Here is a 25539-nt window from a genome sequence, read left to right as displayed (position 1 = left end):
TCACTCAGGAGCAGCCCTGATGCAACTCACTCTCGACCAGGCAACAGGCCTATGCCGGATGGCGGCGCTCGGCGCCGGCGCCAACGAAGAAGCGGCGCAGTCATTGACCGCCTCGATCATCGCCGCGGAGGCCGAAGGCCTGTCGGCGGTGGGGCTGTCGCATTTCATCGATTATCTGGAAGCGCTCGAAGCCGGCCGCATCGACGGCAACGCCGATCCGGCGATCACCCGACCGGCGCTCGCCGTCTATCTTTCGGATGCGCGTGGCGGACTTGCCCATACCGGCTTTGACCGCACGATCGACGATCTGGTCAAGGCAGCAAAACTGTTCGGCGTCTCGATCTTCTCGCAAAAGAATGCCTATACATGCGGCGCGCTCGGCTATTTCACCGGGCGGCTGGCGGAACAGGGGCTGGTTTCCTTCGCCGCCACCAACGGGCCGGCGGTGCTTGCCGGCTCGGGCTCGGTCAAGCCGGTCTATTGCACCAATCCGATGTCCTTCGCGTCGCCCGCCGCCGACGGGCCGCCGCTGGTCATCGACCAGTCGTCGAGCGCGACCGCCTTCGTCAACATCCGCAAGGCGGCCGAGGACGGCAAGACGATCCCCGAAGGCTGGGCGCTGGATGCCAGCGGCAACCCGACCACCGATCCGGCGGCGGCGATGAAGGGTGCCATGCTTGCCTTCGGCGGCCAGCGCGGCGCCAACATCGCCTTGATGGTCGAGGTGCTGGCGGCCGGCATTTCGGGCGCCAACTGGTCGCTCGACGCGCCCTGGTTCACCGGCGGGCCGGACAGCCCCGGCACCGGACTTTTCGTTCTCGCCATCGAACCCAAGCTGCTCGACCCGGAATTCGAGCAGCGCATGAAGGACCAGCTCGACCGGCTGCGGCGGCGTTATGGCGTGCATATCCCCGGCCGCTCCCGCGCCGAAGCCGCCGAGAAGGCAAAGGCGCGTGGCATCACCACGTCCAGGGCGGTGGTGCAGCGCATTTCGGAATTCGCCGAGCGTTACTCGGCCTGATTTTCCTCTCCGCGAGTGAACCTTTTCTCGCCCTGCAACGACCAATCTCCGGGCATCCCACGCCGCGAGCCGTCCGGTTGGCTTCGTTTGGCTCGCGGTTGGCGGCGCCGCGCCGAGCGTTTAGGGCGGGGCGTGCGTGCTTGCTTCGCGCCACCTTGATACCGTCTCAGGTCTGGCCGCCTCGTTGGACCCTGTTTCGGCGCGGACGCTGCCCGGAAAACCCCGCTTCGGCGGGGTTTTGCGTTTTCTTCGAACGCAGCAGGAGGGGCATTCTGGGCAAGTCCGAAAACAACGCAATGGCGACCTCCGGTCGCTCTTTGCCTTTGGCGAGAAACGGATTAAGAAACGGCTTCAGCCAAGCACTCGCGCGGAGCCAGTCATGACCGAAATCCTGCAGACCCCCAAGCTCGTCGTCGTCTTCGGCGGCTCGGGCTTCGTCGGTCGCCATGTCGTGCGGGCGCTGGCCAAGCGCGGCTACCGCATCCGGGTCGCCTGCCGGCGGCCCGACCTTGCCGGCCATGTGCAGCCGCTCGGCAATGTCGGCCAGATCCAGCCGGTGCAGGCCAATGTGCGCGTGCGCTGGTCGGTAGACCGCGCCGTGCAGGGCGCCGACCATGTCGTCAACCTCGTCGCCATCCTGCATGAGACCGGCCGCCAGAAATTCGGCGCCGTGCACGATTTCGGGGCGCGCGCCGTCGCCGAAGCCGCGCGCTCGGTCGGCGCCGGCCTCACCCACATCTCGGCGCTCGGCGCCGATCTCAAGTCGCCGTCCGACTATGCCCGCACCAAGGCGCTCGGCGAAAAAGCCGTGTTCGACACGATCGGCGATGCCGTCATCTTGCGGCCGTCGATCAATTTCGGGCCGGAGGACGGTTTCTTCAACCGCTTCGCCAACATGGCGCGTTATTCGCCCGTGCTGCCGCTGATCGGCGGCGGGCAGACCAAGTTCCAGCCGGTCTATGTCGGCGACGTCGCCGAAGCGGTGGCGCGTTCGGTCGACGGCAAGATCGAGGGCGGCCAGATCTACGAGCTCGGCGGGCCGCAGGTGCTGACCTTCAAGCAATGCATGGAAGAGCTGCTGATGGTCGTCGAACGCCGCCGCCTCCTGGTGCCGGTGCCGTTCTGGGTGGCGAACATCCAGGCCTCGATCCTGCAGCTGCTGCCCAATCCGCTCTTGACCAAGGACCAGGTCATGCAGTTGCGCGAGCACAACGTCGTTTCGGACGACGCCGCCAAGGCCGCCAGGACCCTGACCGGCCTCGGCATCCAGCCGCAGGCGATCGCCACCATCCTGCCCAGCTATCTCTGGCGCTTTCGCGCCGCCGGCCAGTTCCAGCAGCGCCGGCCTATCGCCGATCGCTGACAAAAGCTCAGGCGCGGCGGGAGACCTGCATCGGCAGGCCGCCCTGCGGTTGCGTGGTGAGCTTCTGCACCGGCCATGGCCGGGTCTCAGGAGTCACGTCGAACCGGAAGCGCGACAGCAGGATCGCCAGGGCGATGATCGCCTCCTGCATGGCGAAGCTGGCGCCGATGCAGACGCGCGGCCCGGCGCCGAACGGCAGGTACTGGAACCGGTCGATCCTGTCGCGGTTCTGCGGATGGAAGCGCTCCGGCAGGAAGGCGTTCGGCCTGTCCCAGAGCTTGCGGTGGCGATGCACGACCCACGGCATCACCAGCACGGCGGCGTATTTCGGAATGTACAACCCGTTCCAGGTCTCCGGCTCGATCGGCTCGCGGTTGATCGAAGGTGCCGGCGGGTAGAGCCTCAGCGCCTCCTCGAAAGCGGCGCGGGTGAGCGGCATGGCATCCAGCCATTTGGTCGGATCCGGTTCGCGCGCCAGCACGGGGTCGATCTCCCGCTCGACCTTGTCGCGCTCCCAGGGCGCCCCGGCGAGGCAATAGATCGTCCAGCCCAGCGCCCGCGCGGTCGTCTCATGGCCGGCGCCGATGAAGGTGATGATGTTGTCCTCGACTTCGGCGCGGGTCAGCCCGTCCGGCCCCTCGGCGCGCAGCAGAAGCGTGAGAAAATCCTGCGGCACGCCATCGGGATCGCGCTTCAGCCGCTCCTCGCGCATCTTCACTGTGTTGGCCACGATATTGCGGAAATAGGCCATGGTCTTGCGGCCGCGGATGCGGGTTAGCCGCGGCAGCCATTCCGGCGCGCGCAGAAGGTCAAGCGGGTCGACACGGCCCATGGTCTCGAACAGGCGGTCGATCTCCTTGGCGAAGCTGCCGGGCTCGCCGGCGATCTCGCCGGAAAACAGCGTTTCGGCGAGGATGTCGTAGGTGAGCAGCGTCATGTCATGCGCGACATCGGTCATGCCGCCGGCCTCGTAGCGGGTGACGAACTCCAATGTGCGTCTCAGCATCGGCTCGGCGAAGCCGAAGATGTGGCGCGGCGTGAACACCGGTGCCATCGCCTTGCGCGAGCGCCTCCACACCTCGCCCTCTGCGGTCAGCAGCCCGTCGCGCAGGATCGGCCGCAGCACCAGCTGGCGCACGGTCGCCATCTTGTAGTTCCTGGCGTTGTCGACCAGCACATGGCGGATGAGGCCCGGGTCATTGGCGACCACCAGCGGCCCGCCGACGCCGGTCACCGAAATCCAGGGCTCGTTGTAAGTGTGCTCGCCCCATAATTCGAGCGGGTTGCGGTAGATGATACGCATCATCTCCAGCGTCGAAGGCGGCTTTGTGCGCGGCGTCGGCGCCGGCGGCACGAAGGGGGCGGGCTTGGTGTCCATGAAGCGTGCTCCGCTGACAGCGCCGAATGTAGTGTCCGACGAAGCGGACGTCCATGTGACCGAGCGGCCCGGCGCCTCGCCGGAATGTGAACGACGTCCGCCGATGCCTGCTTGTTGTGGGTGGAGGCTTGCTTTAGTCACCAACGGATACCGTCAAGCAAGGAGCCCCAAGTGAAGCAACGCCTGGACATCATCATCGGCAGCACGCGGCCGGGACGCGGCGGCCCAATCTTCGGCGAATGGCTGGAGGGCTTCGCCCGCGAGCACGGCAAGTTCGAGCCGGTGCTGACCGACATCGCGGCGTTCAACTTGCCGATGCTGGACGAGCCGCACCATCCGCGCCTGCGCAAATACGAGAACGACCACACCAAGGCCTGGTCGAAGGCGATCGATGCCGCCGATGCCTTCGTGTTCGTCGCGCCGGAGTATAACTACTTCGTGGCGCCTGCGATCGTGAACGCCATCGACTACCTGGTCCATGAATGGCGCTACAAGCCGGCGGCGATCTTCAGCTATGGCGGCGTGTCCGGCGGCCTGCGCGCGGCGCAGGCCTTGAAGCCATTGCTCGCCTCCGTCGGCGTCATGCCGATCCCGGAGGGCGTGGCGCTGCTCGCCTATGCGACGCTGCTCGACCAGAACCGTGCATTTCAACCGAGCGAACAGGTGCAGGGAGGCGCCAGGACGATGCTGGACGAACTGTCCCGATGGGGCGAGGCGCTGAAGACGTTGCGTGCCGCCGGATAGGCGCGAGGCTCCCCGCAAAGACACTTGCGAGGCCGCGCTTCGGCACGGCTTTCACTGTCGGACGCCCCAATGCGCTCGCCAGCATCTCGCGCGGACGTGACGGGGTCGCTCGCCAAGCCGGCAAAATGGCCGCAAACCTTGGAAAAGCAACCGTTTGCGCCTATATCTAGGACATCAAAACGGCGCGATTCGGGGCCATTTTTCGGCGCTGTACCAGCGGCATCAATCAGACAGGTTTTCATGAGCGACCAGATCGAAAGCGCCAATGGCGCGGAAGCCGAGTACGGCGCCGATTCCATCAAGGTTTTGAAGGGGTTGGATGCCGTGCGCAAGCGGCCGGGCATGTATATCGGCGACACCGATGACGGCTCGGGGCTGCATCACATGGTCTATGAGGTGGTGGACAACGCCATCGACGAGGCGCTGGCCGGCCACGCCGACCTCGTCTCCGTGACGCTCAACCCCGACGGTTCCGTCACCGTGATCGACAATGGCCGCGGCATTCCGACCGATATCCACCCCTCAGAGGGCGTTTCGGCGGCCGAAGTGATCATGACGCAGCTGCATGCCGGCGGCAAATTCGACCAGAACTCCTACAAGGTCTCGGGCGGCCTGCACGGCGTCGGCGTCTCGGTGGTCAATGCGCTTTCGGCATGGCTGAAGATCAAGGTCCGCCGCAACGGCGAGATCTTCGAGATGAGCTTCACGCACGGCAATGCCGACGCACCGCTGAAGGTGACCGGAAGCTACGAGCAGGACAAGCGCCCGGGCACCTATGAGGGCCGCAGCGGCAGCGAAATCACGTTCTTCCCGTCGGCCGAGACCTTCACCATGGTCGAGTTCGACTACAGCACGCTGGAGCATCGACTGCGCGAGCTTGCCTTCCTCAATTCCGGCGTGCGCATCGTGCTGACCGACGCCCGCCATGCCGACATCGTGCGCCATGAGCTGCATTACGACGGCGGCCTGGAGGAGTTCGTCAAATATCTCGACCGGGTGAAGAAGCCGCTGATCGAGACGCCGATCGCCATCCGCGCCGAGCGCGACGGCATCACCGTCGAAGTCGCGATGTGGTGGAACGACAGCTACCACGAGAATGTGCTGGCCTTCACCAACAACATCCCGCAGCGAGACGGCGGCACGCATCTGGCGGGCTTTCGCGCGGCGCTGACCAGGCAGGTCACCGGCTACGGCGAATCGTCCGGCCAGACCAAGAAGGAAAAGGTATCGCTGACCGGTGACGATTGCCGCGAAGGCCTGACCGCGGTCCTCTCGGTCAAGGTGCCGGACCCGAAATTCTCCTCGCAGACCAAGGACAAGCTGGTCTCGTCCGAGGTGCGCCCGGTGGTGGAAAGCCTGGTCAACGAGGCGCTCGGCACCTGGCTGGAAGAACATCCCGCCGAAGGCAAGGTCGTGGTCGAGAAAGTGATCCAGGCGGCCGCGGCGCGCGAGGCCGCGCGCAAGGCGCGCGACATCACGCGCAAGAGCTCGCTCGGCGTCACCTCGCTGCCTGGCAAGCTTGCCGACTGCCAGGAGCGCGACCCGGCCAAGTCCGAAATCTTCATCGTCGAGGGTGACTCGGCCGGCGGCTCGGCCAAGGGCGGGCGCTCGCGCCAGAACCAGGCGATCCTGCCGCTGCGCGGCAAGATCCTGAATGTCGAGCGCGCGCGCTTCGACCGCATGCTCTCCTCCGACATGATCGGCACGCTGATCACCGCGCTCGGCACCTCGATCGGCAAGGACGAGTTCAACGCCGACAAGCTGCGCTACCACAAGATCATCCTGATGACCGACGCCGACGTCGACGGCGCCCACATCCGCACGCTGCTGCTCACCTTCTTCTTCCGGCAGATGCCGGAGCTGATCGAGCGCGGCCATCTCTACATCGCCCAGCCGCCGCTCTACAAAGTGACCCGGGGCAAGAGCTCGCAATACCTCAAGGACGAAAACGCCTATGAGGAATACCTGATCGAGTCCGGGCTGGACGAGGCTTCGCTGACGCTCGCCTCCGGCGAGGTGCGGACAGGCCAGGATCTGCGCAGCGCCATCGACGACGCAATTGCCGTGCGCCAGCTGATCAACGGGCTGCACACGCGCTACAACCGCAGCGTCGTCGAGCAGGCGGCGATCGCCGGCGCGCTCAACGCCGACGTGCTTGCCGATCTCGGCCGCGCCAATGCGATGGCCGAGCGCGTCGCCGGGCGGCTCGATATGATCGCCGAAGAGACCGAGCGCGGCTGGACCGGGCGCCTGTCGGCCTCCAATGACGGCTCCGGCGGCTATGTGTTCGAGCGCACCGTGCGCGGCGTGAAGGACGTGGCGCAGCTCGATGCCGGGCTGATCGCTTCGGCCGATGCGCGCCAGCTCGACCGCTATGCCTCGCGCCTGGCGGAAGTCTATGGCGAGCAGCCGACCTTGCGCCGCAAGGAAAGCTCCGAGCTGCTTTCGGGACCACTGGCGCTGCTCAACGCAGTGTTCGCTACCGGCCGCAAGGGGCTGACCATGCAGCGCTACAAGGGCCTTGGCGAGATGAATGCCGAGCAGCTCTGGGAAACGACGCTCGATCCGAATGTGCGTTCGCTGCTGCAGGTCAAGGTCAATGACGCGACCGACGCCGACTCGCTGTTCTCGCGGCTGATGGGCGACGAGGTGGAGCCGCGGCGCGAATTCATCCAGGACAATGCGCTGTCGGTCGCCAATCTGGATATTTGAGACCGTAGCGATGCTCTAAAGGAGCTTGCCAAAGCGGCGTTCAGCAGCGCCGCCTGACCACGATCCACTCCGACGATATAGCTCGTGAAATTGGTCGCACCGTTGTTGCGCGAGCCGGCTGCCAGGGGCTCCAGGCGATGAAATAGCCTCATGGCCTCCTTCCGGCTGTCTGTTCCGGCCACCGATCCGGCAAGTGGTCCTCTATTCCGGCATTCCAAGGCTTCTCAGCGCGTTTTCGTGTCGGTCGAGAATTTCAGCTCTAAAGGGCATCGAGTCGCGAACCGTCCGCAAGGTGAGCTCCGGATATTCGCGCTGACAACGCACCATTTGCTGCCGGGCTTCGTCGAGGCGTCCCGCTTCGACAAGGGCCGGCATCAGCGTACGCAGTATCCACAAGGCATTCGGATGCTCCGCCAGGATACGCAGATACAGGTCCGCCGCCTGACCGGGCCGCCTGGCGCTGAAATGCACGACAGCCAGGCCCAAGTGACAGGTATAAACCATGGGATCGAACGGCCCCAGTCGCAGCGACCGCTCGAAGCATTCCGCCGCCCGCTCGACCTCGTCTCTGTAGGCTGCAACCCACCCGCTCCTGTTCCAGGCGAAGGCCGAATTGGGATCGATCGAACACGCCTTTTCAAGCAGCGCGCCTGCGGTGACGAAATTGCCCGACACGGTGTGGGCAGCGCCGAGCACGGCCAGGGAAAATGGATCGTCACCGTTGAGTTCGGCAGATCGCTCCGCCAGCCCCAGCGCACGGCGCCGGTCGGCCTCTGGCGAGGTCGACCAACTGTAGATCTTGCGCTGCGCATGACACCAGGACAGCAGGGACAGAGCCAGCGGATAATCGGGATCGCCCAGCAAAGCCTTCTCAAGCGTCTCGATGGCGATCGCATTGTCCTGGCGACCGAGCGCCCAGACATGCGGCAGACTGCGCATCACTAGATCGTAGGTTTGCAGGTCGCCCGGCCGCTTGCGGCGCGCACGCTCGATTTCCGCCATCTGGATTGACGGCAGAATCGCGCCTGCGACACCCGCCGTCACATTGTCCTGCAGCGCGAACGCATCCGCGATGTCACCTTTGAAACCTTCCGCCCAGATTAGACTGCCGGTCTCTGCCTCGACCAGCCGCGCCGAGATGCGGATCTGGTCGAGATGCCGGCGCACGCTTCCTTCCAGCACATAGCGGACGCCGAGCTCGCGGCCGATGCGCGGCAGATCAAGCGCCTGGCCTCGGTAAGCAAAGGCCGAGTTGCGCGAGATGACGAACAGGCCGCGAATGCGCGCTAGCGCCGCCGTGATCTCCTCTACCGTGCCGTCGGCGAGGTAGGATTGCTCGGGGTCCGATGACAGGTTCTCGAATGGAAGCACGACGAGCGACGGCTTGTCGGGGAGCTGAGGCGACGGACGTGCATCGACGGCTGGCGGTCCCTCCAGCACTTCGCCGGGGAACATGTAGCCGCGGCGCGGCATGGTGCGGATCAGCGTCTGCGCTTTGTCGCCTAGCGCGCGGCGGATGTCGCTGATGCATTGGGTGAGCGAATCTTCGGTGACGATCACGTCGCTCCACACCGCATGCAGAAGCTCGTCCTTCGGCACCAGCCGGCCGGCGTTGCGGATAAGAAAAATCAGCAGATCGAGCGATTTCGGTCGCAGCGCGATCTCGCCCGAACCGTCGCGCAACACTCCGGCGCGCGTGTCGAGGCTGAAGCCGGCGAAGCTGTAGATCGGCTGTGGCTCGACGTTCATCGCGACTGTCTGATCCTCAGAATTTTCAGAGCTTCGTCAGTACTCTTTCAGGCCGCTTTCCGGACAAGCATCTCGAAACGGCGCAATCTCGCACTCAACGATGAAGGTGGCAAGAAACCCAAGCCGCAACGCGTGGGCAAGATCGCTGCAACCGGTGCGCAGGCCAAGGCCGCGCCGAATGCCCGCGATCGCAACAGGAGGCAACCATGTCGAGCACGGAGACAAACGCCGTGACAACGACCGATCATTCGATTGGTGCCGAAACCGGCTACCGGCGGCACGCTCTCGTCTCGCTTTTCCGGATGTACGAGGCGGTGAAATGGACGCTGTTGTGGCTGCCACGGTTCTGGAAGGCGCGCAGCCAGCTCGCATGTCTGGCCGCCATGAGCGAATGCGAGCGTCGCGATATCGGCCTTACCAGCTGCGATCTCGAGAACGCCTTTGCCTTGCCGGTCGACCGCGACCCGACAGAAATGCTGGCGCAGGTGGTGACAGACCGCCGCCTTCGCCGCGAACACTGATTGGAGAGCGGCCAGGCTTCGGCTGCGCCTTGAGCATTCGCCACGGAGGAGACCTGAGTGTCTGCGCCGTGGGCAGTTCGTGACGCATCGGCACCGAGGCCATCCGATCAACGAAAAACCACGGCCTGTCGCTGCCGGGCTTTTCTGTTTCGGTCAGTCGGCCACAGTCGCCTCAGTGATCAAACGCCTTGACGATTTCCTCGGTCATCTTCTTGGCGTCGCCCAATAGCATCATGGTGCCGTCCTTGTAGAACAGCGTGTTGTCGATGCCGGCATAGCCGGAGCCGAGCGAGCGCTTGACGAACAGGCAGGTGCGGGCCTTGTCGACGTCGAGGATCGGCATGCCGTAGATCGGCGAGGACTTGTCGTCGCGCGCGGACGGGTTGGTGACGTCATTGGCGCCGATGACATAGGCGACGTCGGCCTGCGCGAACTCGGAGTTGATGTCCTCCAGCTCGAACACCTCGTCGTAAGGCACGTTGGCCTCGGCCAGGAGCACGTTCATGTGGCCGGGCATGCGGCCGGCGACCGGGTGAATGGCGTATTTCACCTCGACGCCGGCGGCCTTGAGCTTGTCGGCCATCTCGCGCAGCGCGTGCTGCGCCTGGGCGACCGCCATGCCGTAGCCGGGCACGATGATGACCTTCTGCGCGTTCATCATCAGATAGGCGGCGTCATCGGCCGAGCCCTGCTTGACGGTGCGCTCGATGCCGTCGTCGGCAACCGCGGCCGTCTCGCCGCCGAAGCCGCCGAGGATGACCGAGATGAAGGAGCGGTTCATGCCCTTGCACATGATGTAGGACAGGATCGCGCCGGACGAGCCGACCAGCGCGCCGGTGATGATCAGCGCCAGATTGCCGAGCGTGAAGCCGAGAGCCGCAGCCGCCCAGCCGGAATAGGAATTCAGCATCGACACCACGACCGGCATGTCGGCGCCGCCGATCGGGATGATCAAGAGCACGCCGAGCACCAGCGAGGCGGCGACGATCAGCCAGAAGACGAGCTTCGATTCCGTGGTGACCAACAGCACGATCAGCACCACCAGGGCGATGCCGAGCGCGATGTTGATGAGATGTCGGCCGCCGATCATGATCGGCTTGCCGGACATGCGGCCGTCGAGCTTGAGGAAGGCGATGACCGAGCCGGTGAAGGTGATGGCGCCGATGGCTACGCCCAGGCTCATTTCGACCAGCGCCTGCGCATGGATGTCGCCTGCCGTGCCGATGCCGAAGCTCTCCGGCGCGTACATGGCGGCAGCCGCCACCATCACGGCGGCGAAGCCGACGAGCGAGTGGAAGGCGGCGACCAGCTGCGGCATCGAGGTCATGGCGATGCGGCGCGCGGTGACCGCGCCGATGCCGCCACCGATGGCCAGCCCGAGCACGATCCAGCCGAAACGGCCGACCGAGGGAGCCAAAGGCAAAGCCAACGCCAGCGTGGTGGCGATAGCGATCGCCATACCGATCATGCCGAAGAGATTGCCTCGCCGGCTGGTGGTGGGATGCGACAGCCCGCGCAGCGCCAGGATGAACAGGATGCCGGAGACGAGATAGAGGAAGGAAGCCAGATTGACGGTCACGTCACTTTTCCTTCTTCTTGTACATGGCGAGCATGCGCTGGGTGACCAGGAAGCCGCCGAAGATGTTGACCGAGACCAGCACCAGGGCGACGAAACCGAAGCCGGCGGCGAGCCCGGAGGCCGAGATGCCGACCGCGAGCAGCGCGCCGACGACAATGACCGATGAAATGGCGTTGGTGACGGCCATCAGCGGTGTGTGCAGCGCCGGCGTCACCGACCAGACGACATAATAGCCGACGAAGATCGCCAGCACGAAGATGGCGAGTTGGAAGACGAAGGGATCGACGGCGCCACCGGACAGCGCGTGCGCCGCGTTACCGGCAGCCTCGCCTGCGGGCGCGTTGGCAAGATCCTGCACCGCAAGGCGAACGGCGGCAGTCGCCTGATCGAGTTGGTCGAGGGCTTTCTGCAAGGCGTCCATCACGCGGTCCCCTTAGGCTTGGCTGCGGACTTCTTCTTCGGCGCCGGTCTGGCGTCGGCGACCATGCTCGTCGCCGGAATGGCCGCCGGCTCGGTGCGCGGCTGCTCGACCGCCTTGGCGAAGTTCGGATGCACCACCTTGCCGGCGTCGGTCAGCATCGTGGCCTTGACCAGATCGTCGTCGCGCTTGATGGCAAGCTGCTTGGTCGTCTTGTCGACCATGGTCTCGAGGAAGGCGTAGAGGTTCTTGGCGTAGAGCAGCGAGGCGGAGGCGGCGACACGGCCCGGCACGTTGAGGTGGCCGACGATCTTGACGCCATTCCCGGTCATCACGACCTTGCCGGGCACCGCGCCCTCGACATTGCCGCCGCGCTCTACCGCTAGATCGACGATCACCGAGCCAGGCTTCATCGAGGCAACCATGGCGGCCGAAACCAGCTTCGGCGCCGGACGGCCGGGGATCAGCGCGGTGGTGATGACGATGTCCTGCTTGGCGATATGCTCGGCGGTGAGCGTCGCCTGCTTGGCCTGGTATTCCTTCGACATTTCCTTGGCGTAGCCGCCAGCGGTCTCGGCCGCCTTGAATTCCTCGTCCTCGACCGCGAGGAATTTCGCGCCGAGCGACTGCACCTGCTCCTTCACCGCCGGCCGCACGTCGGTGGCGGTGACGACGGCGCCAAGACGGCGCGCGGTGGCGATCGCCTGCAGGCCGGCGACGCCGACGCCCATGATGAAGGTCTTTGCCGCAGGCACGGTGCCGGCCGCCGTCATCATCATCGGCAGCGCGCGGTCATATTCGGCGGCGGCATCGATCACCGCCTGGTAGCCGGCGAGGTTGGCCTGCGAGGACAGCACGTCCATCGATTGCGCACGGGTGATGCGGGGCATGAACTCCATCGAAAAGGCGGTGATGCCGGTCTTGGCCATCGCGGCCACCGCGGCATCGTTGCCGTAGGGATCCATGATGGCGATCACGGCGGCGCCCGACTTGTAGCCCTTGAGCTCCGCATCCGTCGGCCGGCGCACTTTCAGCACGACATCGGCCTTCTTGGCGTCGGCCGCCGTTCCGATCGCACCGCCGGCAGCAGTGAAGTCCTGGTCGGGGATGCGGGAGCCGAGGCCGGCGCCCTTCTCGACGATCACGTCGAAGCCGAGACCCGCCAGGCGCTTGACCGTCTCCGGCGAGGCCGCGACGCGCGGCTCGTTCGGGTCAACCTCACGAGGGATGAATACTATTTGTCCCACCGGATGATCCTTTCGGCTGGAACCTTGATTGCGCAAGGCGTCGGCCGGACGTCCGGCGACGTCGAGGGCAATGGGCTTGGGAAGTCTACCGCAGAATGAGAGTGCCGACGGCCATGATCAGGATGAACAGGACGGTCGCCGAGAAGAAGCCGCCGACGAAGAAGCCGAAGGCCATTGCGATAAGGATGGCGGCACAGAACAGCGAGCAGTATTTGGCAAGACCGAGGAAGCCCTTGTAGGTACGGTCGTGCTCGGCATAGTCCATTTGCGCGCCCAGCTCGACAGGACCGGTCGGCGTGTGATCAGCCATGGAAGTACCCCTTCGAAAATGCCTTTGAGGCACATAGCGAAAAGCCGAACCAAGAGCAATGGCGCTATTGCCGCACAGCCGGCGACAACAGCCTCAAACGAAAGTTGAAATTGAATGCCGCGGCCGTGTCCACGCGGCCGGCGCGGGATTTCAGCTGGCGAGATGGGGAAAAAGGCCGAGCAGACCGACAACGATCAGGTAAAGCGCGACGATGTAGTTGAGGAGCCGAGGCATCACCAGGATCAGTACGCCGGCGATCAGCGAGATCAGCGGCGTCAGCGCGAGCGAGTGGATGGTCATGCGGGGATCCTTTCGTGTGACAGGCGCGATCGCCTGGCAGACCGTGGTGCGACCTTGATAACGGCGCAGCCGGCGAAAGGTTCATGGCCTGAGTTCAGGCAGCGGCGCGATAGTATTTCGCCGTCGGCAGAATGGAGAGGGGCGTCAGCCGGTTGATGGCCGGATTGCCGAACATCAGCCGCTGCTCCATCGGCGTCGAATTGTAGAACGGGAACCGCTCGAGCGTGCGGCGCATATTCTCGCCGGCAGGGATCTCGAACAGCGCGATCGGAGCAAGAACGCCCGGGAACTGCTTGGCTTCGCTCTTCTGCACGGCATTGAAGAACCGGGCATAGAAATGAGAATGCTCGACCTTGACCGGGGTCAGCACCGAGTCCTGGCCAAAATAATTGGAGGCCACCATGGCGATCCTGAGCGTCAGGAAAGGCAGAACGCCGGGCGCCGGCGCGGCATCGGGATCGGTTGCGAAGCGGGTGCCGTCGATGAAGGTTTCCCCCCGGGCGAGCCGCGGAAGCAACACTTCCGGATAGGCGTCCACCGAAGGTGAGTATGGCTGTTCACTGGAAATATAGTGAAAGCGCAATGTGCTGACCAATTCGCCATAACAATAGACGCCGAAGCGGTAGGAGTTGGGAAGATTATCCCAGCGATCCTCGAACATCCCGCTGGCGATCGGACCGCACATGCCTGATTTGAGGTAGGACTGATATCGAAGCCGGTAGATCGCTTCCAGATCCTCACCCCCGGTGATGAGGCGATATTCGACATGCTCCAGGAGCTGCATCATCGTTCGGTTGAGCAGGGAATCAGCTTTTGAGCTGGCGCCAGCCGACGCACCCTTAGCCGCAGCTTCCATTATTGTCCGTCCTCGAATTCCGCCTGTGGACAAGCTATTCGAGTTGAAATGAGACACAAGCTGAAAATTCGAGATTGCTGATTTACCGTCTGTTAACCTTAATAGCTGCGATCGTTTTCATCGATCTTACACGCGAAAAAACAAACACCGCAGCCAGCGATTGTCTGATCCGGCCTGACGGCGGGTCATCAAGATCAATCCGTATCCAGAGCTTGAAAGCGTCAGTGCATCACAGAATTATACTACGCCGGAACGGCTATCGTTTCACGGAGCGCATATCCGCTCCAGACGGAAACCCGGATTCCATTTTTTCTGCGATTGCTCTCTATTTCAGCGCAGTTCCGGACGGGAAACCACTTCGCACTTTTCCTGGATTTTCTCTTGTTTGACGCAATTCCGGACGGAAAACCGCTTCGCACTTTTCCTGGATTTGCTCTTGTTTGACGCAATTCCGGACGGAAAACCGCTTCGCACTTTTCCTGGATTTGCTTCTTAGCTGGCTGTTCTTTTGCCGGCGATGTGAAGGTCCGCGGCAAACGGCCATGTGACGCTCGACATCGTCTCGATGCCGGACGCGCTGAGCGCGGCGCCGAAGAGAAAGCCCTGCACGAAGTCCGGCTTGACCAAATGAACCAGCGTCTTCAGTTGCTCGAAGGTCTCAACCCCTTCGATGGTGACCGAAAGACCCAACGTCCGGGACAGGCTGACGATGCCCTTCAGCAGATCGAGCGACTGCCGGTTCTGGTTCACATCGACCAGGAACGAGCGGTCGATCTTGATCTTGTCGAGCGGCAGCTTGTGGAGATAGCTCAGGCTGGAGTAGCCGGTGCCGAAGTCGTCAAGCGCGATGCGCACGCCGAGCGCCTTCAGTTCCTCGATCGACTCGCGCGTCAGCGACTTGTCGTCGAGCAACGCGGTCTCGGTGACCTCGATTTCGAGCCGGTGCGCCGCCAGTCCCGACTTGGCCAAGGCGTCCCTGACCTTCTGGACGATGTCGCGACTGCGGAAATCCTTGGCCGACAGGTTGACCGACACGCTGGTCTGGGCCGGCCATTTGGCGCATTCGGCGCACGCGGCCTCCAGCACGAAAGTGCTGATGTCGGAAACGATGCCCATCTCCTCGGCGAGCGGGATGAAGACGCTGGGCGAGATCGGGCCGAGGTCGGGATGATCCCAGCGGCAGAGCGCCTCGCAACTGGCGATGCGCATGGTGCTGACAGCCACGATCGGCTGGTAGACGACGCGCAATTCCCTGGCCTGCACGGCATTGCGCAGGTCGGCTTTCATCAACTGGCGATTGCGGAAGGCGGCATCCATGGCCGCCTCGAACAGCCGCCAGCTGTTCTTGCCGAGTTCCTTGGCCTTGTAGAGGGCAAGGTCCGCCTTGACGATCATGGCGTCCGCGTCAGTGTCCTTGACCCTGGAAAGGACCGCGCCGCCGCTGGTCTGGATGCGCAACCCGTGGCCGGCAACGTCCACCTCGCCCTGCAGGTCCGCGAAAATCTGGTCAAGCAGGGTGCTGAGATGGCTCTCGTCCTCGACACGGTCGAAGAAGATCATGAACTCGTCGCCGCCGAAGCGGCTGACGGTGATGCCCGGTCCGGCAATCGCCGCGAGGCGCTCGGCCACGGCATAGATCAGCCCGTCGCCGACTGGATGGCCGAGCGTGTCGTTGACGCTCTTGAAGTCGTCGAGATCGAGCACCGCGAGGCCGCACAGCCGGTCCTGGTCGCCAGAGGCCATCGCCTCGCCGACCAGTTCGTGGAAATAGGCGCGGTTCGGCAGCCCGGTCAAATTGTCGTAGCGCGCCATGAAGCGGATCTTTTCCTCCGCCTCGACGCGGGCCGTCACATCCTCGAAGGTGATGACGCCCAGTTCCTGGCTGCCTTCGCGGGCGGAGAATTCGTAGTGCTGGCCGTTGGCCAGCGAAACGAGCACCTTGCGGTCGCGGCCTTCGCGCAAGGCGCGCGTCAGCTGCGCCTCGATGTAGCGGCAGTCTTTCGGCGCCAGCATGCCACCGGCGACGCCGCGCATCAAAAGACCGTGGATCGAGCGCCCGAGCAAGGCATCGCCCGATTTCAGCGACATCAGGCGGGCGGCTTCGGCATTGGCCACCGCGACGCGCCCGTCTGGCCCCAGCATGACCAAGCCGTGCGACATGGTGTTGAGCGCGCGATCGAACCGGCGCGTCAGATTCCTGGCCTGCTTGTGTCCGATGACGGCGGAGAAGAGCACGTTGCGGACATGGTCGGCGCTGTTGATGGTGATGAAGGTCAGCGGGATAATCATCAGGCCGAGCAGGACCGATGGGAAATCCATGCGCAGCAGAAGTCCGAGCGCGGCCGGACCGATGAAGGTCACGGAGAAAATCCGCACCATCTGCGGGGAGCCGTAGTTGCGGCCGACAACCGTGACCAGGGTCGCGATCGTCAGCGACGTCGCGGCCAGCTCGGCGAAGGGATCGGGGTAAACGTAGATCGATATGAAGCACAGCGAACCCAGGCCCAGGCCCTGCAGGCTGCCCTTGAGGATATAGATGCGCTCCCACCGCCTGGCCTCTTCGACATTGGCTATGGTGCCGCCTGTCTTCAGGAAGGTGCGAATGCCGAAGTAACGGAAAAGGCTGATGGAGAGCAGGCCGAAAGAAAAGGCCAGAAACAGCGGATTGTGCGTCCGCCAATAGATCATGAATCCGAGGATCCAGTAGCAAACGCCACCGATCACCAGCATGTGCGCGTTGTCGAACAACGACCGCACAAACTGGATATAAACATCCGCCGGGATGTTCTCGGTCTTTGTTCTACCCATGCCGTTGGCCCAACACTACGCCTTGTCATGCCACACCTGCCTTAAGAAAGGCTTAGAACGGCGCCCCACCCCGGTTGCAGAGGATTGCGGCAGACGGGACAGATCGGAAAATTCAGGGGGTTTGGCGCGGCGTCAACGCGCTGGCGCGATCATTCCGCTGCCCGAAGCGCCGGCTCCGCCGGAGCCTGAGCCAGACGCTCGATCAGTCGCGAGCGCTCGCCCGCCGCCTTGTCGGCGCTGGCCTGCCGGACGTGGCCGTAGCCGCGGATGAGCGCCGGCACGGAGGCCAGAGCCGTCGCGGCTTCCACCCTGCCCGGCGCCAGCGCGCCGGCGATCAGGTCAAGATCGGCCTCGTACTGCCTCAGCGACTGCCGCTCGATGCGCCGCTCGGCCGTGTAGCCGAAAAGGTCGAAGGCGGTTCCGCGCAGGCCCTTCATCGCCGCCAGCAGCCGGAAACCCTTCATCATCCATGGGCCGAAGCTCGATTTCCGGGGCTTGCCGTCATTGCCGCGCCGCCCGAGGATCGGCGGCGCGAGATGGAACTCGAGCTTGTCGTAGCTCTGGAACTGCTTGGCAAGGTCGGCGGCGAAAGTGCCGTCGGTGTAGAGCCGCGCCACCTCGTACTCGTCCTTGATCGCCATCAGCTTGAAGAGGTTCCTGGCGACGGCCTCGGTCACCACGGACGAGCCGGGCACGGCCTTGGCTTCGGCGGCGCGCAACGTCGCCACGCGGTCGGCGTAGCGCCTGGCATAGGCGGCGTTCTGATAGGCGGTAAGGAAGGCGACGCGGCGGGCGATCACATCGTCCAGTGTCTCGGCCGGTTTTGACGCCGGCTTGCCGGTTTGGGCGACCAGGCCACGCACGAAATCGGGCTGATGCGCGGCGCGGCGGCCCCAGCGGAAGGCGGCGATATTCATCGCCACCGCTTCGCCGTTCAATTCTATCGCCTTTTCAACCGCTTCCGCCGAAAGCGGCAGGCCGCCATGCTGGAAGGCGAAGCCGAGCATGAACATGTTGGCGCCGAGCGAATTGCCGAACAGCGCGGTCGCGGTGCGGGTTGCGTCGAAGAAATGCGCCTTGTCGTCGCCGGCAGCCGCCCGGATCGCCTTCTTCAGCCGCTCGACCGGCAGAGAGAAGTCGGCGGAACGGGTGAATTCGCCAGGCATGATCTCGGCAGTATTGGCGAGGAAGATCGTGTGGCCCTCGCGCACCGCGCCCAGCACCTTCTTGGCGCCGGAGACGACGAGGTCGCAGCCGAGCACGAGGTCGGCCTTGCCGGCTGAAACGCGAATGGCGTGGATGTCTTCGGGCGTCGGGGCGATGCGGACATGGGTGAAGACCGAGCCGCCCTTCTGGGCGAGGCCCGCCATGTCGATCATGCCGCAGCCCTTGCCTTCCAGATGCGCGGCCATGCCAAGCACCGCGCCGACGGTGACGACGCCGGTGCCACCGACGCCGTCGATGATCGCCGCCCAGCCCTGGTTGCCCATGCGGAACTCAGCCGGCGCGGGCACGCCGTCGAGAGGATCGGCCCTGCCGGCAATGCCTTCGGCCTTCCTGATCTTGCCGCCATGCACGGTGACGAAGGACGGGCAGAAACCGTTGAGGCAGGAAAAATCCTTGTTGCAGCTCGACTGGTCGATCCGGCGCTTGCGGCCGAATTCAGTCTCGACCGGCTGGATGGAGACGCAGTTCGACTGCACGCCGCAATCGCCGCAGCCTTCGCAGACCAGTTCGTTGATGAAGACGCGCTTGTCGGGATCGGGAAAGGTGCCGCGCTTGCGGCGCCGGCGCTTTTCGGCGGCACAGGTCTGGTCGTAGATGAGCACCGAAACGCCCTGCACGTCGCGCAATTCGCGCTGGACGAGATCGAGGTCGTCACGGTGATGGATGCTGATGCCGGCCGGGAAATCGGCCTTGCCGGCATATTTGTCCGGCTCGTCGGTGACGACGGCGATGCGGTCGACGCCCTCGGCGCGCACTTGTCTCGCGATCATGTCGACGGTCAGGCCACCCTCATGCGGCTGGCCGCCGGTCATCGCCACCGCGTCGTTGTAGAGGATCTTGTAGGTGATGTTGGCGCCGGAGGACAGCGCGAAGCGGATCGCCAGCACGCCGGAATGGTTGTAGGTGCCGTCGCCGAGGTTCTGGAAGATGTGGCCGCGCTTCGAGAACGGCGCCTGGCCGACCCATTGCGCGCCCTCGCCGCCCATGGCGGTGAAGCCGACGGTGTTCCTGTCCATCCACAGCGCCATGAAATGGCAGCCGATGCCGGCGGCGGCGATCGAGCCGTCCGGCACCTTGGTCGAGGAATTGTGCGGACAGCCCGAGCAGAAGAAGGGCGTGCGCGAACCGATATCGACGGTGTCGGCGAGCATCGCCTGGAACTGGCGCAGCTTCGCCACCCGCGCGGCGATCTCCTCCGACGGGCCGATGGTGCGCAGGATGCGCTCGCCGAGCGCGATGGCGATCTCGTTGGGGTCGAGCGCGCCCTTGGCCGGAAACAGCCAATCGCCGCGCTCGTCCTTCTTGCCGACGATCACCGGCTGGGTGGCGGTGCCGTAGAGGTTCTCGCGCAGCTGGACCTCGATCAGCGAGCGCTTTTCCTCGACGACGACGATGGTGTCGAGGCCGCGGGCGAACTCGGCGATATGCTGGAAATCGAGCGGCCACGGGCAGCCGACCTTGAACAGGCGGATGCCGATGCGGTTGGCGGCCTGTTCGTCGATGCCGATATCCTCCAGCGCCTGGCGGACATCGAGATAGCTCTTGCCGATGGTGATGATGCCGAGCTTGGGATTGCGGCCGCCGGAATAGACGACGCGGTTGAGACCATTGGCCTGGATGAAGGCCGAAGCGGCGGCGCGCTTATATTCATGCAGCCGCTCTTCCTGGCCGAGCATGTCGATCTCGTGGCGGATGTTGAGCCCGCCCGGCGGCATGTCGAATTCGGGAATGACGATGCCCAGACGCTCGATCGAGGCGTCGACCGAGGCCGTCGATTCGATGTTGTCCTTGACGCATTTGATCGCCGCCCAGGTGCCGGCAAAGCGCGACATGGCAAAGCCGTAGAGGCCGTAGTCGATGATCTCCTGGACGCCGGCCGGATTGAGGATCGGCACCATGGTGTCGACGAACAGGAATTCGGTGGCATGCGCGTTGGTCGAGGATTCGGCCATATGGTCGTCGCCCATCAGGGCGAGCACGCCGCCATGCTTCGACGAGCCGGCTAGATTGGCGTGGCGGAAGACGTCGCCGGAACGGTCGACGCCCGGCCCCTTGCCGTACCAGACCGAAAAGACGCCGTCATGCGTGCCCTCGCCCAGCAATTCTGTCTGCTGCGAGCCCCAGCAGGCGGTGGCGGCGAGCTCCTCGTTAAGGCCGGGCTGGAAGACGATGTCGGCTTGCGCGAGCTGCTTCTTGGCCCGCCACAGCTGCATGTCGAGGCCGCCAAGCGGCGAGCCGCGGTAGCCGGAGACGAAGCCTGCCGTGTTGAGGCCGGCGCGGCGGTCACGCTCGCGCTGCATCAGAAGCATGCGCACGACCGCCTGCGCGCCGGACAGGAAGACGCTCTCCTTGCCAAGGTCGAACTTGTCGTCGAGCGCGACGTCGTGCAGCGTCATCAGGTATTTCCTCTGCGGAGGCGCGCCTCAAATCAGGCAGCCAACGTCGGAGTGGGACGCCGCAGTCTTTCTTCCCTTGCGGGAGAGGTCAAACAAAATCGCAGGAGCCAGATAACACGCAACAAACGGTCTGGCGAGTGGCCGGCGGCGCATACAAGATCATGCTAACCGCTTCCTGAGGAATAAAAATTTCGCGCGAGCGCCGGCGTTTCAGGTCGCTTTCGAGCAATCCGGCTTCGGTTCGCCCGGCAGCCTGCCGTCGGGATGGCCGGCCAGATCGGAATTCAGCTCGTAGTTCGGCCCGATCACCAGCGGCCGGTCCGGCAGCATGGTCTGGTCCTCCGACGAGGTCATGGTGGTGTCGATGCTCTGCAGCAACGTGCCGCTCGCATCCTCAATGCGGATCGAGACGCTGTAGGGCTTGTCCTTGACCACGCAGGAGAGCGGTGGACTGGTGAGCGTGATGTGGGGCAGCTTCGGCCAGATCTTCTGGTTGACGACGAGCGGGTCGCCGCCGGCCGGGTTCTGGAAGCTCACCACCGCGACCTGGCCGTCGGCCATCGGGCGCAGCGGCTTCAGCGTGATGACATAGGTGGCGATGGCCAGCCGGTAATTGAACTCGAACAGCTTGCCGGAGATGGCAAAGAGCTGGTCGTTGCCGGTGTCGCGGCAGGCGCCGAGCGCGAATGCCGCGATCAAGGCGGCGCCGACCAGAGCCGAACGCGACAATTTCCTAAGCATTGCTGACCTCCCTAGCCGCTGTACGGCGGCGGTAATAGCGGTTTGCCTTCTGGCGGTTGCCGCAAACGGCCATGTCGCACCAGAGGCGGCTGGCGTTGCGGCTGCGGTCGACGAACAGCCAGCTGCAATTGGGACAGATCCTCAGCCTCGCCACCGTTTCGTCGCGCAGCAGCGACAGGGCCGAAACGGCCAAAGCCGCCTCGAAGGCGATCGGCGTTTGCGGATCGCCGAAAGGCTGGCCAGGCGTTCCGATCTCGGTCTCGCTGCCGGACAGGCCGCTTGCACAGGCCGTGAGGAAATCAGGCAGGTGGCTGGTCGCAAGCGCGCCGTTCGACACGGCGTGGCGAAACAGCCGATCGGTCGTTTCGCGAATCGAGATGACGGCTTGCTTTATCTCGCCCGGCTCCGGTGCCCGCAGCCGCCGGCCGCCGAGCTCGGCGGCGCGAAAGCCGCTCGCCGCCTCGGCGAAACGGGCGATCTCGGCCGGGTCGTCGAAACGGTCGAAGGTTTTTTCCGGATCGTTGCGCAATACGACGGTGTTCGCCGTATCGAGCGCAAGGATGCCACCGGTGAAACGGTGCGGGGTCCAGGAGACTGTCATGCGCGGGAATCTAACCGATAAAACGCATTTGACAAGTTAGATTCCGAATGCAACGGTCCATGCAGGGCCGCGTCATGCGACCCGTGGGATGCCGCATGCTCTATTTCTTCCAGCAGGTGCTGAACGGGCTGCATTCGGGCGCGCTCTATGCGCTGCTCGCCTTCGGCTATGTGCTGACCAACGGCATCCTGCATCGGACCAACCTCGCCTATGGCGCGCTGTTCGCCTTTTGCGGCCAGACGATGATCCTGACCGCCGCTTTCGGCTACCAGGCGCTGTGGCTGACGCTGGCCGCCGCTGTGGCGCTCGGCGTGGTCGCGGTTGTTCTCTATGCGGCGCTGATCAGCCACGTGTTGTCGCGCAGCGTTTTCGAGAGGCTCGCCGACCGCTCGCCCAACGCCATCGTGGTGACGACGCTCGGCATCCTGCTCTTCCTGTCTGAGGCGAGCCGCATCGCCGCCGACACGCACGATCTCTGGCTGCCGCCGATGCTCGCCAACCCCGTGATCTTCGCTGAGGGCGACGGCTTCAAGGTCACGCTCACCGTCATCCAGCTGCTCGATTGCGCGGGCGTGATCGCGGTGGTGGCGCTGGCGGCCTGGCTGTTTTCGCATTCGCGCTTCGGCCGCGCCTGGCGCGCCGTCTCCGACGATCCAAAAGCGGCGGCGATGTGCGGTGTCGATGTGCGCGCTGTGTTCCGCCTTGCCGTGCTGTTCGGCGGCTTATGCGCCGCCCTGGCCGGCGTGCTTGCCGGCCTCTATTACGGCAATGTCTCCTTCGGCACCGGGCTGATTTACGGCCTTAAGATCCTGTTCGTGACGGCGGTCGGGGGCTATCTGTCACCGCTCAAGGCGGCTCTTGGCGCCGCGGCTTTCGGCATGGCGGAATCGCTTTGGGCCGGCTATTTCCCGCTCGAATGGCGCGACGCCTGGATCTATCTCTTCCTCGTCGCCATGCTGGTGCTGATCGGCGCCGGGCGCGACCAGGCCAAGATCGCCTGAACCATCCGACTTTGGTTGCATGACGTTCGGTGAGCCTGTGGGGTTTCCGCCGCCGTGCCCGCTTCGTCCTGCCTGTCATGTTGACCTGCCGGACCACGCACTGCATACCGTTGGGCCAAGCGACGCGACACCGGAGGGGGAATCGGGCGCGCCGCATGGCCAGGGAGGATATGCATGGCAGGGCTGCTCGCTCTATCCAGGACGATCGACCGCATCAACGAGTTCATCGGCCGCTGGGTCTCCTGGCTGATTCTGCTCGCGATCCTGGTGAGCGCCGGCAATGCCGTCATCCGCAAGATGTTCGACACGTCCTCCAACGCGTGGCTGGAGTTGCAGTGGTACCTGTTCGGCGGCGCTTTCATGCTGGCCGCCGCCTACACGCTGAAGCAGAACGACCATATCCGCATCGACATTGTCTACGGCATGCTCTCGCGGCGCGCGCAGCACTGGATCGACCTCCTCGGCCACCTGTTCTTCCTGATGCCCTTCGTGGTGCTGATGGTGATCTATTTCGTACCCTATGTGTCGCTGTCCTTCCGCAGCGGCGAGATGTCGACCAATGCCGGCGGGCTGATCGTGTGGCCGGCCAAGGCCATCCTTCTGGTCGGTTTCTTCCTGCTCGCGCTGCAAGGAGTTTCCGAGATCATCAAGAAGATCGCCATCATGCGCGGCGACATGGACGATCCCAATCCCTTCGTGTCGGCGCATGACCAGGCCAAGCTCGAGGCCGAAGCGCTGGCCGAAGAAGCCAAGGCGATCGCGGGCGAGGTCCGTCCGTGATCGAATTCATTGCGCAGAACATGGCGCCGATCATGTTCGCCTCGCTGGTCATCTTTCTTTTGATCGGCTACCCCGTCGCCTTCTCGCTCGCCGCCAACGGCTTGCTGTTCTTCTTCATCGGCGTGCTGGTCTCGCCCTATTCAGGCGGGTCGATCAACCTTGCGTGGCCACTGCTGCATGCGCTGCCGGACAATTTCTACGGCACCAGGGTGATGTCCAACGACACGCTGCTGGCGATACCCTTCTTCACCTTCATGGGCATTGTGCTCGAACGGTCCGGCATGGCCGAGGACCTGCTCGACACGATCGGCCAGCTGTTCGGGCCGATCCGCGGCGGGCTTGCCTATGCGGTGGTCTTTGTCGGCGCGCTGCTTGCCGCCACGACCGGCGTGGTCGCCGCTTCCGTCATCGCCATGGGACTGATCTCGCTGCCGATTATGCTGCGCTACGGCTATGACCGCCGCGTGGCTTCCGGCGTCATCGCCGCCTCCGGCACGCTGGCGCAGATCATCCCGCCATCGCTGGTGCTGATCGTGCTCGCCGACCAGCTGGGACGCTCCGTCGGCGACATGTACGCCGGCGCGTTGATCCCTGGCCTCGTGCTGACCGGCATCTACATGCTCTACATCCTGATCATGTCGATCGTCCGGCCGAACTCGATGCCGGCGCTGCCGCTCGAAGCCCGTACCCTCGGCCACGGCGTGATATCTCTGCTGGTCGCACTTTTGGTGACGGGCGCGATTTCCTACGCGGCCTATCGCTACCTTGCGCCGAATCACGGCGACAATGCCGATATCCTCGGCTTCGCCGTCGGCGTCATCGTCATCTATGTCGTCGCCATCGCGGACCAGCGGCTGGGACTCAACCTCATGTCCAAGCTGGCGCAGCAGGTGGTGATCGTGCTGATCCCGCCGCTGGCGCTGATCTTCCTGGTGCTGGGCACGATCTTCCTCGGCATCGCCACGCCGACCGAAGGCGGCGCCATGGGCGCCGTCGGCGCGCTCATCATGGCAGCGATGAAGGGCCGCCTGACGATGGACGTCGTCAATCAGGCGCTGGCTTCGACAACCAGGCTTTCCGCCTTCGTGCTGTTCATCCTGATCGGCGCGCGCGTGTTCTCGCTCACCTTCTACGGCGTCAACGGCCATATCTGGGTCGAGCATCTGCTGACCTCGCTGCCGGGCGGCGAGACCGGCTTCCTGATCGGCGTCAACATCCTGGTCTTCGTGCTCGCCTTCTTCCTCGATTTCTTCGAGCTCGCCTTCATCATCGTGCCGCTCTTGGCGCCGGCCGCGGACAAGCTCGGCATCGACCTGATCTGGTTCGGCGTGCTGCTCGGTGTCAACATGCAGACGAGCTTCATGCATCCGCCCTTCGGTTTCGCGCTGTTCTACCTGCGCTCGGTCGCGGCCCGCGTGCCGTACCTCGACAGGATCACCGGCAAGCAGGTCGCGCCGGTTACCACCGGCCAGATCTATTGGGGCGCCGTGCCGTTCGTCCTGATCCAGGTGATCATGATCGGGCTCACCATCGCCTTCCCGCAGATGGTCATGCGCTATAAAAGTCCCGCGATGGAGCCAAGCACCATCGACCTCAAGCTGCCCGACATGCCTTCGCTGTCGCCGCTCGGCACGCCGCCGGCGGACAATGGCGCGGCTCCGGCCAAGGGCGGCGCGCCGGCGGCGCCCAGCACGCCCGACCTGTCACAGCCGCCGAGCTTCGGCGACGCGCCGGCCAAGCCGGCCCCCGCGCCCGATCTCTCGCAGCCGCCCAAATTCAATTGAGGT

The 25539-nt window shown here is 64.5% G+C and carries 19 protein-coding genes and 1 pseudogene; 8 read left to right on the top strand and 12 right to left on the bottom strand.

All coding sequences use genetic code 11. The features are described from left to right. Positions 1-19: 19 nt before the first annotated feature. Both FJ414_RS12720 and FJ414_RS12715 read left to right on the top strand, forming a co-directional pair. The gene (locus FJ414_RS12720) at positions 20-1021 is read left to right on the top strand and encodes an Ldh family oxidoreductase (protein ID WP_181181601.1); all 1002 of its coding nucleotides are present in this window, start codon (positions 20-22) and stop codon (positions 1019-1021) included. A gap of 379 nt (positions 1022-1400) precedes the next feature. Then, positions 1401-2384, top strand: coding sequence for a complex I NDUFA9 subunit family protein (locus FJ414_RS12715; protein WP_140644729.1), 984 nt, complete (start codon positions 1401-1403; stop codon positions 2382-2384). A gap of 7 nt (positions 2385-2391) precedes the next feature. On the opposite strand, the gene FJ414_RS12710 is transcribed toward FJ414_RS12715, so the two are convergent. Then, positions 2392-3762 (bottom strand): cytochrome P450, encoded by a 1371-nt coding sequence (locus tag FJ414_RS12710; protein WP_140644728.1) that lies wholly within the window; start codon positions 3760-3762, stop codon positions 2392-2394. Between the two features lie 171 nt (positions 3763-3933). Between FJ414_RS12710 and FJ414_RS12705 the strand changes: the two genes are divergently transcribed. Both FJ414_RS12705 and gyrB read left to right on the top strand, forming a co-directional pair. Further along, positions 3934-4506, top strand: coding sequence for an NADPH-dependent FMN reductase (locus FJ414_RS12705; protein ID WP_140644727.1), 573 nt, complete (start codon positions 3934-3936; stop codon positions 4504-4506). Between the two features lie 240 nt (positions 4507-4746). Then, positions 4747-7218 (top strand): DNA topoisomerase (ATP-hydrolyzing) subunit B, encoded by a 2472-nt coding sequence (gene gyrB, locus FJ414_RS12700; RefSeq protein WP_140644726.1) that lies wholly within the window; start codon positions 4747-4749, stop codon positions 7216-7218. A 201-nt stretch (positions 7219-7419) separates the two neighbouring features. On the opposite strand, the gene FJ414_RS12695 is transcribed toward gyrB, so the two are convergent. Continuing rightward, positions 7420-8967, bottom strand: a complete 1548-nt coding sequence (locus tag FJ414_RS12695) for a winged helix-turn-helix domain-containing tetratricopeptide repeat protein (protein ID WP_140644725.1) — start codon at positions 8965-8967, stop codon at positions 7420-7422. Between the two features lie 230 nt (positions 8968-9197). Here FJ414_RS12695 and FJ414_RS12690 point away from each other — a divergent pair, with 230 nt between their 5' ends. Next, positions 9198-9488, top strand: coding sequence for a hypothetical protein (locus FJ414_RS12690; protein WP_140644724.1), 291 nt, complete (start codon positions 9198-9200; stop codon positions 9486-9488). A 172-nt stretch (positions 9489-9660) separates the two neighbouring features. On the opposite strand, the gene FJ414_RS12685 is transcribed toward FJ414_RS12690, so the two are convergent. From FJ414_RS12685 to FJ414_RS12640, 10 genes and pseudogenes are all read right to left on the bottom strand, one after another. After that, complete coding sequence (locus FJ414_RS12685; protein ID WP_140644723.1) at positions 9661-11067, bottom strand: NAD(P)(+) transhydrogenase (Re/Si-specific) subunit beta; 1407 nt, start codon at positions 11065-11067, stop codon at positions 9661-9663. 1 nt (position 11068) lies between these two features. Continuing rightward, entirely contained in the window at positions 11069-11488 is a 420-nt protein-coding gene (locus FJ414_RS12680) for an NAD(P) transhydrogenase subunit alpha (protein WP_140644722.1), read from the bottom strand. Further along, positions 11488-12732 carry a Re/Si-specific NAD(P)(+) transhydrogenase subunit alpha gene (locus tag FJ414_RS12675; protein WP_140644721.1) on the bottom strand — a complete coding sequence of 415 codons (1245 nt, stop codon included), beginning with the start codon at positions 12730-12732 and terminating at the stop codon, positions 11488-11490. Before FJ414_RS12675 ends, FJ414_RS12680 begins: the two co-directional genes overlap by 1 nt. 85 nt (positions 12733-12817) lie before the next feature. Then, the gene (locus tag FJ414_RS12670) at positions 12818-13042 is read right to left on the bottom strand and encodes an aa3-type cytochrome c oxidase subunit IV (RefSeq protein WP_140644720.1); all 225 of its coding nucleotides are present in this window, start codon (positions 13040-13042) and stop codon (positions 12818-12820) included. Between the two features lie 150 nt (positions 13043-13192). Then, positions 13193-13342: a DUF3096 domain-containing protein gene (locus FJ414_RS12665; RefSeq protein WP_127866594.1), complete on the bottom strand. Its 150-nt coding sequence runs from the start codon at positions 13340-13342 to the stop codon at positions 13193-13195. A 94-nt stretch (positions 13343-13436) separates the two neighbouring features. Next, a complete protein-coding gene (locus FJ414_RS12660) occupies positions 13437-14129 on the bottom strand; it encodes a hypothetical protein (RefSeq protein ID WP_226892035.1) in 693 nt (230 codons plus the stop codon). A 561-nt stretch (positions 14130-14690) separates the two neighbouring features. After that, positions 14691-17006, bottom strand: a complete 2316-nt coding sequence (locus FJ414_RS12655; protein ID WP_140644718.1) for an EAL domain-containing protein — start codon at positions 17004-17006, stop codon at positions 14691-14693. 149 nt (positions 17007-17155) lie between these two features. Next, a pseudogene (locus FJ414_RS12650) lies at positions 17156-20635 on the bottom strand (indolepyruvate ferredoxin oxidoreductase family protein); the annotation flags it as partial. A 204-nt stretch (positions 20636-20839) separates the two neighbouring features. Continuing rightward, positions 20840-21370, bottom strand: coding sequence for a hypothetical protein (locus FJ414_RS12645; protein ID WP_140644716.1), 531 nt, complete (start codon positions 21368-21370; stop codon positions 20840-20842). Next, the gene (locus FJ414_RS12640) at positions 21363-21971 is read right to left on the bottom strand and encodes a CGNR zinc finger domain-containing protein (protein WP_140644715.1); all 609 of its coding nucleotides are present in this window, start codon (positions 21969-21971) and stop codon (positions 21363-21365) included. The genes FJ414_RS12645 and FJ414_RS12640 overlap by 8 nt, the downstream gene beginning before the upstream one ends. 95 nt (positions 21972-22066) lie before the next feature. On the opposite strand from FJ414_RS12640, the gene FJ414_RS12635 reads away from it, so the two are divergent. The 3 genes from FJ414_RS12635 (at position 22067) to FJ414_RS12625 (ending at position 25536) form a co-directional block, all read left to right on the top strand. Beyond that, a complete protein-coding gene (locus FJ414_RS12635; protein WP_140644714.1) occupies positions 22067-22972 on the top strand; it encodes a branched-chain amino acid ABC transporter permease in 906 nt (301 codons plus the stop codon). A 174-nt stretch (positions 22973-23146) separates the two neighbouring features. Next, a complete protein-coding gene (locus FJ414_RS12630) occupies positions 23147-23752 on the top strand; it encodes a TRAP transporter small permease subunit (protein WP_140644713.1) in 606 nt (201 codons plus the stop codon). Then, entirely contained in the window at positions 23752-25536 is a 1785-nt protein-coding gene (locus FJ414_RS12625; RefSeq protein ID WP_140644839.1) for a TRAP transporter large permease subunit, read from the top strand. The genes FJ414_RS12630 and FJ414_RS12625 overlap by 1 nt, the downstream gene beginning before the upstream one ends. The last annotated feature ends 3 nt before the right edge of the window (positions 25537-25539 follow it).

Source organism: Mesorhizobium sp. B3-1-6 (genome assembly GCF_006439555.1).
In the GTDB taxonomy this organism is placed as follows: Bacteria; Pseudomonadota; Alphaproteobacteria; order Rhizobiales; family Rhizobiaceae; genus Mesorhizobium.
This window is presented reverse-complemented; position numbering and strand designations above follow the sequence as displayed.